We start from the raw sequence: 15,970 nt of genomic DNA, 5'->3' as shown, positions 1-15,970 counted from the left end.
CCCACGCGCCTCAGTGCGCGTGCGTCTCGGCCAGGGCGATCCGGCAGCGGCTGAGGTATCCGCGGAACGCCTCGCGCTGACGAACACTCATGTCGGCGAGCATCTGTTCCTCCAGACCGCAGATACTCGCGTCGTACTCGGCGAGAAGGTCCAGAGCCTCCGCGGTGAGGCTGGTGAGCATGCGGCGACGATTGGCGGGGTCGACGCGCCGGGTCACCAGCCCGCGGCGCTCCAGCGCGGCGAGCATTTCGCCCATCGTCTGCGCGGTGACGAAGGAGTTTCGTGCCAGCTCGGCGGACGACAACCCGTCGCGGCGGCGCAGGACCGTCAGCGCCGTGTACTGCAACGCGGTGATGGCCATCGGCCGCAGCAGGGCATCCATGTGGGACCGGATCGCCAGCTCGACCTGCTTGATCGCGTACAGCAGGGTCGGCGCGGAGTCGTGCGCGTACTCCCCGTCGAGCGGTGTCTCGTCGATCTCGTCCGGAAGGTCCGCCGCCATCGTCCACTTCTCCCCGCGCCTCGAGCTCGAGGCCCACGAACTCGGACCTCAGGTTTCCTGACGATCTTAGTTCGCCCGAGCCGGGTTCGACCGCAACGACAAACACCAGGAACCCTGCCGAACACGGTCGGCAGCTCACACGAAGCGAAGGCAGCGACATGACAGTCACCGACGACACCGCCGTCATCACCCGCCCGCAGATCGGGCCGCGCCAGTTGTTCATCGACGGGCAGTGGCGCGAGGCCGCTGCCGGGGGACGATTCGAGATCGTCGACCCGTCCACCGGGAATCCCGTCACCACCGTCGCCGAGGCGGACGCGAACGATCTCGACTCCGCCGTACGCGCCGCACGTGCCGCGTTCGACGACGGCCGATGGTCGGGACTGCCCGGCCGCGAACGGGCCCGGATCCTGCTCCGTGTCGCCGCACTCGTCCGCGAACGGGCCGACGAGATCGTCGCCGTCGAGAGCGTCGATGTCGGCAAGCCCGTCTCCCTGTGCCGACCGGTCGACGTGGTGACCACCGCCGAACAGTACGAGTACTGCGCCGCGCTCGCGCAGACCGCGGGCGGATCGAACCGGGAGACGCCACTCGACGCCCACGCCTACACTCGCCGCGAACCCCTCGGGGTCGTCGGGGCCATCACCCCGTTCAACTTCCCGCTCATCCTCAGTACGTCGAAGATCGCTCCCGCCCTGGCCGCCGGGAACACCGTGGTCCACAAGCCCGCGGAGGACACCCCGCTGAGCGCCCTGCTGATGGCGGAGATCCTCACCGAGGCAGGGGTTCCCGCGGGTGTCGTCAACGTCGTCACCGGCAAGGGGTCGACCGTCGGCGAAGCCCTGTTGCAGCACAAGGGGATCGACAAGATCGCGTTCACCGGATCGACTGCTGTCGGCCGGCACGCCGCGAGCGTCGCCGGAGAGAACCTCACACCCGTAACCATGGAACTCGGCGGCAACGCCGCGCACCTCGTCTTCGAGGACGCCGACGTGGACAAGGCGATCGGCGCGATCATCAAGGGCTTCGTGTTCAACACCGGACAGTTCTGCATGGGCGGCCCGCGACTGCTCGTGGCCCGCCCGCTCTACGAGACCGTGGTCGGCATCCTCGGCCAGGCCGTTCCCGGTGTGCCCGTGGGTGACCCGTTCGACCCGACTACCGTCGTCGGACCGATGGCCGGGGACAAGCACGTGCGGAAGGTCGAGGAGTACGTGCAGATTGCCCGCGCCGACGGTGGCCGCATCGTCGCCGGCGGCGAACGTCTGGACCTGAACGGCGGCTTCTTCTACGAGCCGACCGTCATCGCCGATCTCGACAACTCTTCCCGGGTGGTGCAGGAGGAAATCTTCGGACCGGTGCTGACGGTGCAACCGTTCGACACCGAGGACGAGGCGATCGCGCTGGCCAACAGCACCGAATACGGGCTCGCCTCGGGCCTGCAGACGTCGAACGTCGCCCGCGCCCACCGCGTCGCCGCCCGGTTGCAGGCCGGAATCGTGTGGGTCAACGACTGGGCGATGCTCGACCCCGCCGTCCCGTTCGGTGGCGTGAAGAACTCCGGATTCGGCCGCGAATACGGCCCGGAGGCCCTCGAGTCGTATTCCAAGGTCAAGTCCGTCGTCATCTCCCTCGCTTAGTGCGCACCCACCTTTCAGGAGCATCCATGATCACCAGCACCACTGCCGCCGTCGTCGAAACCGGCGGAGCGAAGTTCACCGTGTCCACAGTCGACCTCGACGAACCACGCCCCGACGAGATCCTTGTTCGTCTCGTCGCAGCGGGCCTGTGCCACACCGACCTGGGAGTGGCCTCGGGCGCGTTGCCGTTCCCGCTGCCCGGTGTGCTCGGGCACGAGGGAGCCGGGATCGTCGAGAAGATCGGCGCCGGCGTGACGACAGTCGACGTCGGTGATCACGTCCTCCTGTCGTTCAGCTCGTGCGGCTCGTGCGGGAACTGCCGCGACGGTCATCCGGCCTACTGCGCAACCTGGTTGCCACTCAACCTGATCGGGGGCGGGCGCGCTGACGGCACCAGCCCCGTCAGTCGCGGCGGCGAGGCTATCGGTGGGCACTTCTTCGGGCAGTCGTCGTTCGCCCGGCACGCCATCGTCGACGTACGCAGTGCGGTCAAGGTCGACCCGGACGCCCCACTCGACGTACTGGCGCCGCTGGGGTGCGGTGTGCAGACCGGAGTCGGGGCCGTGTGGAACGTGCTCAACCCCCGACCCGGGCAGACCATACTCGTCACCGGAGCGGGCGCTGTCGGGTTGTCGGCCGTGATGGCTGCGGCTCTGACCCCGGCGTCGAAGGTGATCGTCGTCGACCGGGTCCCGGCGCGGCTCGATCTCGCCCGCGAACTCGGCGCGACCCAGGTGATCAACGCTGCCGAGGTCGACACCGCCGAGGAACTGGCGAAGATCGTTCCCGGCGGCGTCGACGGCGCGGTCGAGACCACCGGCAACGTCGGGGTGCTGCGGACCGCGATCGACGCGCTCGCACCTCGCGGCACGGCCGTCATCGTCGGCGCACCCGCCTTCGGCACCGAGGTGCCGGTCGACGTCAACGCCATGATCCCGGGCCGCACCATCGTGGGTCTCACGCTCGGCGACAGCGAAACCCAGACTCTCATCCCCGTGCTCGTCGACCTCGTCAAGTCGGGCCGGCTGCCGATCGACCGCCTCATCACGCACTACGCGTTCGACGACATCAACACCGCCGTGGCGGACATGACCAGCGGCGCCTCGATCAAACCGGTCCTCCGGTTCTGATCAGGCGGGAGTAGTCGAACGCAGTGCCGCAGATGGGCTTTCACCGAACATCTCGCGGTACTGCCCGGCGAAGCGGCCCAGGTGGTTGAAACCCCACCGGTATGCGATCTCGGCGACGCCTGCCGTCTCGGGGTCGGCCGCCAGCAGGTCGCCGCGGACCTTCTGCAGCCGGAGGTCCCGTAGATAGCGCATCGGGGTGGTCTGCAACGACGTCTGGAACCCGTGTTGCAGCGCACGCAGACTCACCCCGACCGCGCCGGCGATCTCGAGGGCGGTCAACGGCTCGGCTGCGTGCGCCTCGACGTACTGCTTGGCGTGCTCGACCGCCGCCGGGCAGGCGGGGGCGACGGTCGCCGCCAACTGCTCGCTGTAGTCGTGCCGCGATGCCAGCAGCAGCGACACGATCACGCTCTGCGTCAGCGGCGCCAGCAGTAGCGGGTGACGGAAGAGCGCGTCGGTGTCGCGCAGTTGCACCGACAGTGCCTGCATGACTGACCACCACTGCTGCCCGTGCCCGGTGGTGATGTCCAACGCGAGGTCGAAGGCGATCGGATTGCGGATCGGGCGTCCGAGGAGCAGTGCGAGTTGCTCCTCGACGGCGCGGCGATCGATCTTCATCCCCAGGATCCGTCGGGTCTCCTGCCCCCAGCCCTGGAGCACCGATCCGCGGTCCGCGCGATACACGGCGGCGCACGACGGGGTCGCGATGATCCGTTCGGCGCCCGAACTCGTCTTCAACCGGCCACTCACCGGCACGTTGACCTGGTACCAGTCCTCGAGTTCACCGGTCTCGATCTCGACCTCGGTGTCGTAGGACAGCCAGCCCATCGTGACGGGACCCAACTCGGCAGCATCGAGGTGTATGCCGAAGCTCCGCTGGTCGCCGAGAACTTCCACGGAATGCGGATAGAAGAGCCGCCCGCCCACGTGACGCGCCTCCTCGACGTCTCGGCTCACGAGAGAGACAGACGCTGGGCTGCCGACAGAGGTGGACATCCCACAATGAGACCAGAGTCACATCATGATTGCAAGGTTTCCTTACCTTGAGGTCTGTCAAGGAGAGTCTTTGAACCGTCCGTTCGGGCAGTACCCGGATCAGCCGGTCCGGGGGCATACTTTCCCGGCTCGGGGGTTTCCGCAGACGATACGGAGAAACTGATGCTCGACCGGCTGTACGCCGCCGTCCTCGCCGTCGCCGGCCTCGGCTACGGGGGATACATCCTCCTCGACGAGCTGATCGGCGGCTCGGACACACCCGGCGAGGACGAACATCGTCTCCGCGAAGAATCCTCCAAGCAGGTGTTCACGGCATAATCGCTCCGTGGGACGGCAGTCAGGGAAACAGGCCCCGCGCCTCGTGCGCCTCCGCGACCTGCCCGACGCCGATGACGTGGGCAGCGCGACGCAGCGTCAGGGATTTCTCCGCAACGAGGGCCCACACGCTACGCGAGGCGTTCTGCATGAACACGCAGAGCTTCCGGTCCACCTCGGCACCGGTCCACGAGAACGCCTGCAGGTTCTGGACCCATTCGAGGTACGACACGACCACCCCGCCGGCGTTCGCCAGAATGTCCGGGACCACGGTGACGCCGTTGCTCTGCAGGATGGCGTCGGCCTCGGGTGATGTCGGCCCGTTGGCGCCTTCGACGATCATGCGGGCGCGGACATCGGCGGCATTGTCCGCGGTCAGGACGCCGTCCATCGCGGCGGGAACCAGAACGTCGACGTCGAGGCCGAGGAGTTCCCGGTTGGTGACGGAGTCCGCGTCCGGGTAGGTCGCGAGGGATCCGCCCGCCGCGACCCACGCCTCGAGGTTCGGGATGTCGAGTCCGCCTGCCCGGTAGCACCCTCCGCTGATGTCGGACGCCGCCACCACGCGGCAGCCCTCCTCGGCGAAGAACCGCGCGGCACCGGCACCGACCTTGCCGAACCCCTGCACCGCGACAGTGCGTCCCGTGGGGTCGATGTTCTGGTGGCGCATCGCGTCGAGTGCGGCGAGCACGACCCCGCGGGAGGTGGCGCCGGCGCGGCCGTTCGATCCACCGACGGTGAGCGGCTTCCCCGTCGTGGCCCCGTGGACGGAGTAGCCCGCATTGACGGAGTAGGTGTCCATCATCCAGGCCATGGTGGACTCGTCCGTGTTGACATCGGGCGCGGGAATGTCTTTGTCGGGGCCGATGAACGGGAGGATCTCCTGCGTGTAGCGCCGGGTCAGCCGTTCCTTCTCCGACAGCGTCAGCCCCCGCGGATCGATCGCGATGCCACCCTTCGCTCCGCCGTAGGGCAGCCCGAGCAGCGCACATTTCCAGGTCATCCACATCGCGAGCGCCGTCACCTCGTCGATGTCGCTGTCGGGGTGGAACCGCACCCCGCCCTTGCCCGGCCCGCGCGTGAGGTTGTGCTGGACACGGTATCCGGAATAGACTTCGACGCTTCCATTTTCGCGCCGCAGCGGCACCGACACGGTCAGCGATCGCCGGGGAGTGGCCAGCAGCCGATACATGCCCTCGTCGAGACCGAGAATGTCCGTCGCATCACGCAATTGCGTCAGCGCGGCACGGTGGGCCAAAGCTCCCGGGGCAGCGCGATCCGGTGCCGAAACCGGTGGAGCCAAGTCTTGAACAGTCATGACCTACGCCTTCGTCGTGGAACTCTGATGGACCTCTGCGGCGGGGAGCGGCCGGCTCACTGGTCGACGGTGAGACCCTTCGCCTCGAGCACTTGGGCGAGATTGCTGACCTGGATCGGGGTTTCGCCCTTCTTGTACCGCTCGATGTAGGCGGCTTCGGCGGCGTCGCGCTCACGGGAAGCGTCGATGGCGAACTGGACCTCGTCGCGTCGGACCACGACCACTCCGTCGCAGTCACCCTTGATCACGTCGCCGGGATAGATGATCTGGCCGCCGAACACCAACGGCTGGTTGACGGGACCGAGGGATTCCTTCACCGTCCCCTCGATGCACACGTGCTTGGAGAAGACGGGAAACCCGAGTTCGCGGATCTCCCGGCTGTCCCGCACTCCGCCGTCCGTGACCAGTGCGCTGATGCCCCGGGCCACGCACGCATTGGCCAGCACGTCACCGAACTGTCCTGCGGGCTGATCGCCGGAGGACACGACGAGCACGTCACCGGGTTGCGCGTAGCTGATGGCGACCTGGAGCATGATGTTGTCGCGCGGATGGCACACGACGGTGAAGGCCGTTCCGCAGAACGACATGTCGCGATCGATGGGCTTGATCCCCGAATCCAGTGCGCCCTTGCGGCCCTGCGCCTCGTGGATGGTGGCGGCCGAGTAGGCGCCCAGTCGGTCGATCGCGGCCTTGTCGGCGCGGTCGATCTTGGTAGTGACGTGAACCATGTTGTCTCCGTATGTCGTGTATGGCGGGTGGGATCAGCTGAGCGACGCGACGGCCTTCTCGACCGCGGCGGCCGCGTTCCTGAGCACGTCCTCGGACGTGGCGAACGAGACGCGGAAGTACGACTGGGCGCCGTACGCGGAACCCTGGATGGTGGCCACCGACGCGTGGTCGAGAAGGAAGAGCACCACGTCCTGGTCGTTCTCGAGCAGCGTGCCGTCGGGAGTCCGTTTGCCCACGAGGCCCGCACATCCGACGAACAGGTAGAACGCGCCCTGCGGCAGTACGGGTTCCAGACCGTCTATGCCGGAAAACAATTCGAAGCTGACGTCCCGCCGGGCGCGATAGCTCGCGACGGACGTGGTGACGAAACTCTGATCCCCGGTGAGGGCCTCGGCCGCGGCGGCCTGGCTGATCGACGAAGGGCAGGAGGAACTCTGCGACTGCAGCTTGTTGATCGCTCCGATCAGCCCCTTGTTCCCGACGCCGTACCCCAGGCGCCAGCCGGTCATCGCGTAGGCCTTCGACACACCGTTGGTGACCAGGATCCGATCGCGGAGGTGCGGCGCGGCCGACAACAGGTTCGGAACGGGTGAGTCGGTGAAGACGATCTCGTCGTAGATCTCGTCGCACAGCACGTTCACGTGCGGGTTCCGGTCGAGAACCGCTGCCAGTTCCGCCAGTTCCTGCCCGCTGTACACCGCGCCCGTCGGATTCGACGGTGCGTTGAGGATCACCCATTTCGTCGCGGGAGTGATGGCGGCGGCGAGCTTCTCCGCGGTGAGCAGGAACCGGTCGGACTCCGGGCAGTCGACGACGACGGGTGTTCCGCCGTGGACGGTCACCATGTCGGGATAGGACACCCAGTACGGTGCGGGCACGATCACCTCGGTGCCCTCCTCCACCGTCGCCATCAGCGCCAGGAAGATGACCTGCTTGGCACCTCCGCCGACGGTGATCTCGTTGTCCGCGAACTCGACACCGGTCCGGTCGAGCATCCGCTTCGCGATCGCGTCCCGCAGTGCGGGAATGCCGTTGACAGGGGTGTACTTGGTGAGACCGGATTCCATCGCCGCGACGGCAGCCGCCTTGATGTGGTCCGGCGTGTCGAAATCGGGCTCTCCGACCGTCAGGTCGAGGATCTCCCGCCCCGACGCCCGGAGCTCGCGAACCCGTTGCGCAGCTGCCACACTCGGTGACTCACGCATCTGGTCGACTCGTGCTGCAGGGACGAAGGTGGACATTGTTCCTCCTGGTAGAGGGCGTGGGATCGAAAGAAGCCGGGAAGTCGGGCGGTACCTTCACACCCAGGCTATCGGGGGCACATCGCGCCTGTACAAGACCGATTACTTGTCGGGTGATAGCCGTTCGGCATGGCTGGAATCAGAACGCCAGCAACACCTTCGCGGACGTGGACGCGTCCTTCGCGACGGCGAAGGCCTCGAGGCCGTCCTCGATGCCGAACTCGTGACTGATCACCGGTTCGACGTTCAGGCTGCCGTCCGCCAAAGCGGCTAGTACTGAATCGATCTCGTCGTTGAATCGGAAGGAACCGACGAGTTCGAGCTCCCGCGTGATGACGAGCGAGAGCGGCGCAGGTTGAAGACCCGTCGGGAGCAGCCCGAGCATCACGACTCTGCCGCCGCGCGTCGCGCCGCGAATGGCCGACTCGAGCCCGAAGCGGTTGCCGGAGCACTCGACCACGATGTCGGCGTCGACGGCCGCGATGCTCTCGGCGTCGGTGGCGTCCAGGGTCCGGTCGGCGCCGAGCGCCCGTGCGACGGTGAGGGGATACTCGTGCACGTCGACTGCGGTGATCTCGCGCGCACCGGCCCGCCGAAGGACCGCCACCACGAGGGCGCCGATGGGCCCACACCCGATGACGAGAGCGCTCTTCCCGGATACGCCGCCGGCGCGGGCCACGGCATGCCATGCGACGGCGGCGGGTTCCGCGACGGCGGCGGTGCGCAGCGGAAGGTCGGCCGGCAGCGGCCGCAGCATCCGGGACGGCAGAACTGCATACTTCGCGAATGCCCCTTCGGTGTGGGGGAATTGCGCTGCACTACCGAGGTAGGTGCATCCCGGCGAGAGGTTCGGGCGATCCTCGGGGAACCTGGCGCCGCGACCGCCGGGGGTGGCGGGATGCACGGCTACACGTTCACCCGCTGCGGGACCGCTCCCGTCGGCCGCTCCCTGCACCACCGTTCCCACCACTTCGTGGCCCAGCAGCATGGGCGCCTTCAGAATCGACTCACCCGCCGCCCCGTGCGTCCAGTAGTGCAGGTCGGATCCGCAGATCCCGCCGTAGGCGATCTCGACGATCGTCTCGGATGATTCGGGCCGGCGCAGCGGCACCGATTCGATGCGCAGGTCACCCGCGGCGTGCGCCACCACCCCGAGGGTCTCGGTCGGAGGCGGAGCGCCGGACTCGCGCTGTGCAGTGTTCACCGCGGGCCTCAATCGTTGCGCCGGATGAAGTCGAGTCCACCCGGTACCTGGAATGTGGGCATGATTTCGATCAGTCCGAGATTGACGTGGCGCGGGGCGTCGATCGCGAATTCGATCGTGTCGGCGATGTCCTTGGTCGTGATGGATTCGAAGCCCTCGTAATACGTCTTCCACGCTTCCTTCATCGCCTCCGGCGACCCGCCGAGGTTGCGTCCGAAGATCTCGGTTTCGACTCTGCCCGGGCAGATCTCGGTCACGCGGATGCGCTTGCCGATGGTGTCGTTGCGCAGTTGCCGCGAGATCTGGTGCACCGCGGCCTTCGTGGCGTGGTAGGCGGTGTGGCCGTAGAAGTTGTACAGGCCGGCGATGGAGCTGATGTTGACGATGTGGCCGAGGTCCCGCTCGACCATTCCCGGCATCAGCAGCCGGCACAGGTGCAGCACCGCACGGAGATTGACGTCCACCATGGCGTCGACCGACTCCGCGGAGGCATCCAGGATGTTGCCGGTGGCCGACACTCCCGCGTTGTTGATCAGCACGTCGATCTCGAGCCCCTCGACGGCGGCGCTCAAAGCGTCGATGTCGGTGATGTCGACGGCGAGCGGGATCATTCCCGTCTGGTCCGCGACCTCGTCGAGCCGTTCCTTGTTGCGGGCCACACCGTAGACGGTCAGTCCGCGTTTGGTCAGGATCTCGGTGACCGCCGCACCCATTCCGGTGTTGGCACCGGTGACGAGTGCCGCCCGGTAGTCGTTGAATGGCATAACGCTCCCTTGCCTTGCTGGTGGTGGTGGTGAAAGTTGGTACAGCCCGGTGGTCTTCGAGTCGTCAGGAGACCACCGGGCCGAGTCTGGATCCGTCAGAGCGTGTCACGGAGAGGCACGTGCGCCCGGTCGGTAATGGTGCTGACGGCGATGAGGGTTCCCACCGCGGTGACGACGGCGTAGACCGCGGGAACGTAGATTCCGAACTGAGGAATCAGCCAGGTCATGAGCAGGGGCGCCGTGCCGCCGAAGACCGCCGAGGAGATGTTGTAGCCCAGCCCGTACGCCGAGTACCGGACCCGGGTGGGGAAGAGTTCCACGATGAGGATGTGGATGACGGCCGTGTGACCGGCGAAGATCACCGCCATGATGCACGCCCCGAGCACCGCGAGCACGAAGTTGCCGGTCGCGATCAGGGCGTAACAGGGGATGGCACCGATGGCCATGGCGATCGCCGCGCCGGCGATGACCTTCTTGCGGCCGACGCGGTCCGAGAGAGCACCCATGAACGGAATGGCGATGCAGATCGCCACCAGACTCGCCGCGGTCACGAGCAGGGCGGTGCCGGTCGAGAACCCGATGTTCTGACCCTTGAGGAACGTCGGCATGTAGGAGAAAAGCACGTAGTATCCGGAGCCGTTCATAAGCGGGATGAACAGCGCGAGCAGCATCGCCTTGCGGTGCTCGGGGGTCGCGAACGCTTCCTTCAGCGGGTTGCGGGACAGTCCGCCTTCGGCCTTGAGCTTCTCGAAGTTCGGGGTGTCGCTGATGGCCCGGCGGATGTACCAGCCGATGATGCCCATCGGGATCGCGACGAGGAACGGCACACGCCAGGCCCAGCTGGCCGGTCCGCCGCCGTTGATGGCGGCCTCGTTGAGCCACGGTGACATCGCGAACGCGACCAGCGTGCCCGTGAGCAGGGCCAGGAAGGACGCGATCTGTGCGTAGCTGGTGATGAGTCCGCGCTTGCCCTCCGGTGAGTGCTCGGCGAGGAAGGTCATGGCTCCCGCCGCCTCACCGCCCACGGAGAATCCCTGCAGGATGCGCAGGAGGATCAACAACGCGGGTGCGGCGATGCCGATCGCGGCGTAGGTCGGGAGAACACCGATCCCCGCGGTGGCGACGCTGATCAGCATGATGACGAAGACGAGCATCTTCTGCCTGCCGATCCGGTCCCCCAGGATCCCGCAGACGACCGCGCCGAGAGGTCGCACGAAGAACGAGATCGCGTAGCCGGCGAAGACGAGCATCAGCGCGTCACTCGACTTGGAGACGTCGAAGAAGACGATGGCCAGGGCGGTCGCCATGAAGGCGAAGATGCCGTTGTCGTAGAGCTCGACGAAGATGCCCACGCAGCCTGCGAGAACGACTTTGCGTAGCTGGCGGGGTTGCACCTCGTGATCGGCCGTGTGCCCGGCCGTGTCGGGTGAGATCGCGTTGGTCATGCTGACTCCATCTGGGGTACCGAGCTGTGCTGGGCGGATGTCGTTTCTGTGTGAAGGGGGATCTGAAGACTGGCGAACGCGTTCGCCACGCGGGAGCGGAGGAGCCCTATCGAGCGGCGTTGTGTCCGGTAGGCGTCCACGGCGTCGGGGACGGTCACCTTCCTGAACCGGACCTCCTGGCCGGGGCGTGCCTGGCCGAGCTGGGACAGGGCGGTGGCGGTCACGACCGCGAGCACCGGGTATCCGGCGGTCACCCCTCGTCCACGATGCAGAACGAGGATCTCGTCGCCGGCGGGAACCTCGACCGCACCGATCGGCACTCCGCGGGAGAGCACCTCCGTCGACCGGTCCCGCCTGGGGACGGGGCTACCCGGATCGGTCGGCGTGAGGCGGAGACCGATGTGGTTCGAGTTGTCGCCGATGACGAAGGGGGTCTCGAACAATCGGGTGGCGGTCGCGCCGAATTCGTGCACGTCGGGGCCATCGGTCACGTCGATGGTCCAGCACCCGGTGAAGGCCGCGGGCCGGGCGCCGAGCCGGAACAGCGGCATCCGGAAGTGCGGGTGGTCGATCGGCGGTCCGTCGACGTCGATGCCGACGGACTCGCCGACCGTCAGTTGCCGGCCGAAACCGAGAACCGAGTCGGGGGCGCAGCTACCGAGCAGGTAGGGCGCGTCGATCGTTCCGTGCACGGCGAGGTAGACCCTGAGCCCGTCGCGGATTCCGCGGACGGTGAGTTCTTCGCCCGCGGTCCACACGAACGGCTCCCACTGTGGGCGGGTGACACCCCCGACCCGCACCTCCGCCGGCGCTCCGGTCACCGCGACGAGCAGGTCGATGCTCGCGACGGCGCCGAAGTCCATCGCGACGAGCTCGAGCAGAGGCGCCGTACGCGGGCTCCCGACCAGTGCGTTCGCCACGTCGGCGCTGTACTGGTCCGAGGCTCCGCCGGTCATCTGACCGAACCGCGACGCGCGGAGCCGGCCGAGGTCCTGGATCGAGGTCAGGCCGGGTGTCGTGACGGTGATCGATTCAGCCATGCCGGACCCCCTCGTACGTCGACCACTCGGCCGCGGTGATCGGAACGAAGAGGAACGTGTCGCCGGGCCGGAAGTCGGACAGTGGGTCGGTCGCCGGGTCGACGATGGTCAGCGGTGTTCGACCGATCACCGGCCAGCCTCCCGGAGCGGGACGCGCAGAGACGACGGCCTGCCTGCCCGCGACTGCGACGGCGCCTGCCGGTACGTGCGGCCGCGGAATCGTGCGGCGGGGGACGGGCCGCGGGAACGCGGGACCGTCCAGCATCGGGGCGCCGCCCGGGGAACCGAAGCAGCGCATGGTCAGTGGGCCGGCACCGTGCAGTCGGATCACCTCGGCGGGTGAGAGTTCGAGGTGTGCCGCCACCTCGTCGAGGTCGGGGCCGAATTCTCCCCCGTAGACGACCGGGATCTCGAACTGCCGCGGGCCACGCGCCGCGGCATCCGCGGGGAGCTCGATCAGTCGTTCGACGTGCGCACGAATGGCGTCGTGGGTGGTTGCACCACAATCGAATTCGACCAGCAACGCGTCGTACGTGGGAATGATGCCGGTGACCGCGACCTCGTCGCCGCGTGCGTCGAGCGCGGCGGCGACCGTGTGGACCACCCGCCAGCGCTCCTCCGCATCCGAGGACAACGACGTGAGACGTACCGCGGAGTCTCCGCAATCCGAGAGGACGAACTCCCGGTGCGGCCGGATGCAGGTCACGCCGGACACGACGCGGACTCCTTCTCTTCCTTGGCCGCGAGAACCTCGGTCACCGGGGCGATGACAACACCCGCCCGCAGGAGCGCGTCGCGGATAGCTCGCGCGTTGCGTACGGCGTCGGCGCCGTCACCGTGCAGCAGCACCGTGTCGGCCTCGATCGGGATGCGCGTGCCGTCGACGGCCTCGACGACACCCTCGGTGACCATCTGCACCGTGCGCGCCACCAGAGTGGCCTGGTCGTGGATCACGGCACCGGCCTCGGACCGCGGCACCAGGGTGCCGTCCGAGCGGTACGCGCGGTCGACGATGGCGACGATGGCGACGCGAATCCCGCGGTCACGGGCGTGGTCGGCGAGTTCACCGTCCTGGGCCAGCACGATCAGCCGCGGGTCGAACGCTTCCACCGCATCGACGACGGCACGTGCGTAATCCGCCCGCGTCGCGACGAGATTTCCCAACCGACCGTGCGGTGCGATGTGCGAGAGCGTCGTGCCGTGCGAAGTCGCGAAGGCGTGCAGCGCGCCGAGTTGGTACAGAACGTCCGTGCGGACCTCGTCTGCGGTGAGGTCCATCGCGCGCCGGCCGAACCCTGCGAGGTCGGGAAAGCTGGGGTGCGCGCCGATGCCGATTCCGCGGGCGACGCATCCTCGGACCGTGGCGTCCATGGTCCTGGGGTCACCGGCATGGAATCCGCACGCGACGTTGGCGGACGTCAGCACGTCGAGCAGCGCGTCGTCGTCGCCCATCGTCCAGGCGCCGAAGCTCTCGCCGAGGTCGGCGACGAGATCGATCTTGACAGTCACGGTGCCTCCCATGGGGACCTGCAGTGGAACCGCTGGTGCAGTTCCTGTGAACTTTCGATGTAAACGGACGCTACGCAGGATCCGGTTCGGGCGGTTAATACCTGTTTTACGTGAGGCGATAACGAACGTCTATGGTGTTTGAACAGCGGCGATGCAAAAAGGGAAGAACAGCGCCTCGCATTTGGCTACAGCGGTGTTTCCGCCCGGCAACCTTGTCGAAACCGCGGCGTGCGTGCGTCGCCGCATTGTCAGAAAGGCAGATCGCTCGTGGATACCCGACGCTTGTTCTCATTCGTCCGCATCGTCGACGCCGGAAGCATCACGCGGGCGGCCGACATCTTGCACATCGCCCAGCCGGCACTGAGCCAGCAGATGACGGCGCTGGAGACCCACTTCGGTCAGCAGCTGCTGATCCGCAGCAAGCAGGGAGTGGAACCCACCGATGCGGGGCGCGCGCTGTACCGGCACGCGCAGGTGATCCTGCGGCAGGTGGAGAGCGCTCAGGCCGAGGTGAGCGTCGTCGGTCGAGAACTGGCGGGCGGTGTCTCCGTCGGGCTCGCGCCCTACAGCACCGTGAGTTCCATCGCGTTACCGCTGCTCACCGCGGTGCGGTCGCGGTACCCCAGCATCCTCCTGCACATCAACGAGAACTTCGGCGGCGTGCTGAGCGAGGCCATGATGACAGGCCGCATGGACATGGCGCTGCTCTACGACGCCGGGCCGATCAAGGGCGTCAACTTCGAGCGTCTCCTCACCGAGGAGCTGATGGTCGTCGCGCCGGCAGGCACCGGTCTGCCCGGGGACACCGGGACCGCCGTCGCCATCAAGGACCTCGTCGACCTGCCGCTGCTGCTGCCGGGCCCGATGCACACCATCCGCAAGGTGGTGGAGCAGGCCTACGAACACGCCTTCGAGCACGCGCGGGTGGTCGGCGAAGTGGAATCGGTGACGCTGATGGCGCAGGCGGTCCGAAACGGCCTGGGCGCGACGGTATTACCGTTCTCGGTGGCACGCCGCATCATGAATGTGGAGAACCTGGAACTCCGCCGGATCGAACCGTCGATCGAAGTCCAGGTCTCCCTCGGAACACCCGCCAATCAGCCGCTCTCGGGACCTGCCGAGGCGGTACGCGAGGTGGTGCGCAGCGTCGTCGCCAACTACATCAGGACCAGTTCGGAAGCCGAGCGAGGGATTCAGTAACCCCGGCTCGGGTCGATCGGCGCCATCAAAGGCGCTCCGGCAGCGAAGCGTTCGACGTTGGACTCGACGTGATCGGCAAGCAGCCGCGTCAGACCGGTCGCCGGATTCGCGACGTGCGGCGTGATGATCGCGTTCGGCAGGGTCCAGAGCGGGTGTCCGTCGGGAAGGGGTTCGGGATCGGTGACGTCGAGGGCGGCGCCGCCGATCGATCCGGTGCGCAGCGCGTCGACGAGCCCCGCGGTGTCGATGAGGGAGCCGCGTGCCACATTCACGATCCATGCCGTCGATTTCATCTGCGCGAGCGCGGCCTCGTCGACGATCTGCGCGGTCGCCGCCGTCGCCGGTGCGGCGATGACGAAATGGTCTGCTCTCGACCAGATTTCCGACGTCCGATCGGACGGCAGCGTCTCGACGGCACCCGGGACCGGGGTTCCCGAACGGGTCACGGCCAGCACCCGAACGCCGAACGCGTCGAGCAGCGGGATCATCGCCCGGCCGATGCCACCGCACCCGACGATGGCGACCGTCGCCCCGCGCAGGGTGCCCACCTGCGGGTCGAACTCGGCCTTGCGCCACGAGGTCGCGCGCACCTGCTCGGTGAGGGCGCGGACCCCGGCCAGGAGCAGCAGAACTCCGTGTTCCGCGACGTTACCGGCGTAGGCGCCGGCCGCGGACGTCCAGGTCCGGTCGGTGTCGACGATCCCGGCGGAAATCCACGGCTCCACACCCGCCGAGGGCAGCTGCACCCACCGCACCGAGTCCGGCAACTGCGCGGGGAACGTGTCGGGACCCTGCGCCCACACCACGGCTTCGGCGTCGGCAAGCGGCGTGAGTACGCCTCCGCCCCGCTCGATCCCTTTCATGAGGGCGGCGTCCGGATTCGGTCCGAGGTGGATACGAGGCGTTGCGGTGTTCGGCATCATGGTCTTTCGAGTCG

At 67.6% G+C, this 15,970-nt stretch carries 16 protein-coding genes; 4 read left to right on the top strand and 12 right to left on the bottom strand.

Annotation, left to right across the window (positions count from 1 at the left end):
- Positions 1-10: 10 nt before the first annotated feature.
- Positions 11-502, bottom strand: a complete 492-nt coding sequence (locus tag ACFVJ3_RS01900) for a MarR family winged helix-turn-helix transcriptional regulator (RefSeq protein ID WP_378450437.1) — start codon at positions 500-502, stop codon at positions 11-13.
- A gap of 158 nt (positions 503-660) precedes the next feature.
- Here ACFVJ3_RS01900 and ACFVJ3_RS01895 point away from each other — a divergent pair, with 158 nt between their 5' ends.
- Both ACFVJ3_RS01895 and ACFVJ3_RS01890 read left to right on the top strand, forming a co-directional pair.
- Positions 661-2,142, top strand: coding sequence for an aldehyde dehydrogenase family protein (locus ACFVJ3_RS01895; RefSeq protein WP_378450436.1), 1,482 nt, complete (start codon positions 661-663; stop codon positions 2,140-2,142).
- A gap of 26 nt (positions 2,143-2,168) precedes the next feature.
- Complete coding sequence (locus ACFVJ3_RS01890) at positions 2,169-3,272, top strand: NAD(P)-dependent alcohol dehydrogenase (RefSeq protein ID WP_378450435.1); 1,104 nt, start codon at positions 2,169-2,171, stop codon at positions 3,270-3,272.
- Here the strand turns inward: ACFVJ3_RS01890 and ACFVJ3_RS01885 are convergent, their stop codons facing one another.
- Entirely contained in the window at positions 3,273-4,229 is a 957-nt protein-coding gene (locus ACFVJ3_RS01885) for an AraC family transcriptional regulator (RefSeq protein ID WP_378450434.1), read from the bottom strand.
- 201 nt (positions 4,230-4,430) lie between these two features.
- On the opposite strand from ACFVJ3_RS01885, the gene ACFVJ3_RS01880 reads away from it, so the two are divergent.
- On the top strand, positions 4,431-4,586 hold the full coding sequence (locus ACFVJ3_RS01880; RefSeq protein WP_378450433.1) for a hypothetical protein: 156 nt from the start codon (positions 4,431-4,433) through the stop codon (positions 4,584-4,586).
- A gap of 19 nt (positions 4,587-4,605) precedes the next feature.
- On the opposite strand, the gene ACFVJ3_RS01875 is transcribed toward ACFVJ3_RS01880, so the two are convergent.
- The 9 genes from ACFVJ3_RS01875 to ACFVJ3_RS01835 all read right to left on the bottom strand — a co-directional run bounded on the left by ACFVJ3_RS01875 (position 4,606) and on the right by ACFVJ3_RS01835 (position 13,845).
- Positions 4,606-5,901 carry a Glu/Leu/Phe/Val dehydrogenase gene (locus ACFVJ3_RS01875; RefSeq protein WP_378450432.1) on the bottom strand — a complete coding sequence of 432 codons (1,296 nt, stop codon included), beginning with the start codon at positions 5,899-5,901 and terminating at the stop codon, positions 4,606-4,608.
- Between the two features lie 56 nt (positions 5,902-5,957).
- Positions 5,958-6,629 (bottom strand): 4-carboxy-4-hydroxy-2-oxoadipate aldolase/oxaloacetate decarboxylase, encoded by a 672-nt coding sequence (locus tag ACFVJ3_RS01870; RefSeq protein WP_378450431.1) that lies wholly within the window; start codon positions 6,627-6,629, stop codon positions 5,958-5,960.
- 33 nt (positions 6,630-6,662) lie between these two features.
- A complete protein-coding gene (locus ACFVJ3_RS01865) occupies positions 6,663-7,871 on the bottom strand; it encodes an aspartate transaminase (protein WP_378450430.1) in 1,209 nt (402 codons plus the stop codon).
- Between the two features lie 139 nt (positions 7,872-8,010).
- Entirely contained in the window at positions 8,011-9,075 is a 1,065-nt protein-coding gene (locus tag ACFVJ3_RS01860; RefSeq protein WP_378450429.1) for an L-idonate 5-dehydrogenase, read from the bottom strand.
- A gap of 8 nt (positions 9,076-9,083) precedes the next feature.
- Positions 9,084-9,839: an SDR family oxidoreductase gene (locus ACFVJ3_RS01855; RefSeq protein ID WP_378450428.1), complete on the bottom strand. Its 756-nt coding sequence runs from the start codon at positions 9,837-9,839 to the stop codon at positions 9,084-9,086.
- A gap of 95 nt (positions 9,840-9,934) precedes the next feature.
- Positions 9,935-11,284 carry an MFS transporter gene (locus ACFVJ3_RS01850; protein ID WP_378450427.1) on the bottom strand — a complete coding sequence of 450 codons (1,350 nt, stop codon included), beginning with the start codon at positions 11,282-11,284 and terminating at the stop codon, positions 9,935-9,937.
- Positions 11,281-12,324, bottom strand: coding sequence for a biotin-dependent carboxyltransferase family protein (locus ACFVJ3_RS01845; RefSeq protein ID WP_378450426.1), 1,044 nt, complete (start codon positions 12,322-12,324; stop codon positions 11,281-11,283). Before ACFVJ3_RS01845 ends, ACFVJ3_RS01850 begins: the two co-directional genes overlap by 4 nt.
- The gene (locus ACFVJ3_RS01840; RefSeq protein WP_378450425.1) at positions 12,317-13,039 is read right to left on the bottom strand and encodes an allophanate hydrolase subunit 1; all 723 of its coding nucleotides are present in this window, start codon (positions 13,037-13,039) and stop codon (positions 12,317-12,319) included. Before ACFVJ3_RS01840 ends, ACFVJ3_RS01845 begins: the two co-directional genes overlap by 8 nt.
- Complete coding sequence (locus tag ACFVJ3_RS01835) at positions 13,027-13,845, bottom strand: LamB/YcsF family protein (RefSeq protein WP_378450424.1); 819 nt, start codon at positions 13,843-13,845, stop codon at positions 13,027-13,029. Before ACFVJ3_RS01835 ends, ACFVJ3_RS01840 begins: the two co-directional genes overlap by 13 nt.
- 270 nt (positions 13,846-14,115) lie before the next feature.
- On the opposite strand from ACFVJ3_RS01835, the gene nac reads away from it, so the two are divergent.
- Positions 14,116-15,033, top strand: a complete 918-nt coding sequence (gene nac / locus ACFVJ3_RS01830) for a nitrogen assimilation transcriptional regulator NAC (protein ID WP_378450629.1) — start codon at positions 14,116-14,118, stop codon at positions 15,031-15,033.
- Here the strand turns inward: nac and ACFVJ3_RS01825 are convergent.
- On the bottom strand, positions 15,027-15,956 hold the full coding sequence (locus tag ACFVJ3_RS01825) for a D-isomer specific 2-hydroxyacid dehydrogenase family protein (RefSeq protein ID WP_378450423.1): 930 nt from the start codon (positions 15,954-15,956) through the stop codon (positions 15,027-15,029). The two genes, nac and ACFVJ3_RS01825, sit on opposite strands and share 7 nt — an antisense overlap.
- Between the last annotated feature and the right edge of the window lie 14 nt (positions 15,957-15,970).

Source organism: Rhodococcus sp. NPDC127593, from assembly GCF_042671975.1.
Classification (GTDB): Bacteria; Actinomycetota; Actinomycetes; order Mycobacteriales; family Mycobacteriaceae; genus Rhodococcus_F.
Note: the sequence above shows the minus strand (reverse complement) of the source record. Positions and strands in the feature narration are given on the sequence as shown.

Bases quoted from the DNA above. Each gene is read 5' to 3' on its own strand.
- ACFVJ3_RS01900 (WP_378450437.1), bottom strand. From the start codon at position 502: ATGGCGGCGGACCTTCCGGACGAGATCGACGAGACACCGCTCGACGGG.
- ACFVJ3_RS01895 (WP_378450436.1), top strand. From the start codon at position 661: ATGACAGTCACCGACGACACCGCCGTCATCACCCGCCCGCAGATCGGG.
- ACFVJ3_RS01890 (WP_378450435.1), top strand. From the start codon at position 2,169: ATGATCACCAGCACCACTGCCGCCGTCGTCGAAACCGGCGGAGCGAAG.
- ACFVJ3_RS01880 (WP_378450433.1), top strand. From the start codon at position 4,431: ATGCTCGACCGGCTGTACGCCGCCGTCCTCGCCGTCGCCGGCCTCGGC.
- ACFVJ3_RS01875 (WP_378450432.1), bottom strand. From the start codon at position 5,901: ATGACTGTTCAAGACTTGGCTCCACCGGTTTCGGCACCGGATCGCGCT.
- ACFVJ3_RS01870 (WP_378450431.1), bottom strand. From the start codon at position 6,629: ATGGTTCACGTCACTACCAAGATCGACCGCGCCGACAAGGCCGCGATC.
- ACFVJ3_RS01865 (WP_378450430.1), bottom strand. From the start codon at position 7,871: ATGTCCACCTTCGTCCCTGCAGCACGAGTCGACCAGATGCGTGAGTCA.
- ACFVJ3_RS01855 (WP_378450428.1), bottom strand. From the start codon at position 9,839: ATGCCATTCAACGACTACCGGGCGGCACTCGTCACCGGTGCCAACACC.
- ACFVJ3_RS01850 (WP_378450427.1), bottom strand. From the start codon at position 11,284: ATGACCAACGCGATCTCACCCGACACGGCCGGGCACACGGCCGATCAC.
- ACFVJ3_RS01845 (WP_378450426.1), bottom strand. From the start codon at position 12,324: ATGGCTGAATCGATCACCGTCACGACACCCGGCCTGACCTCGATCCAG.
- ACFVJ3_RS01835 (WP_378450424.1), bottom strand. From the start codon at position 13,845: ATGGGAGGCACCGTGACTGTCAAGATCGATCTCGTCGCCGACCTCGGC.
- ACFVJ3_RS01825 (WP_378450423.1), bottom strand. From the start codon at position 15,956: ATGATGCCGAACACCGCAACGCCTCGTATCCACCTCGGACCGAATCCG.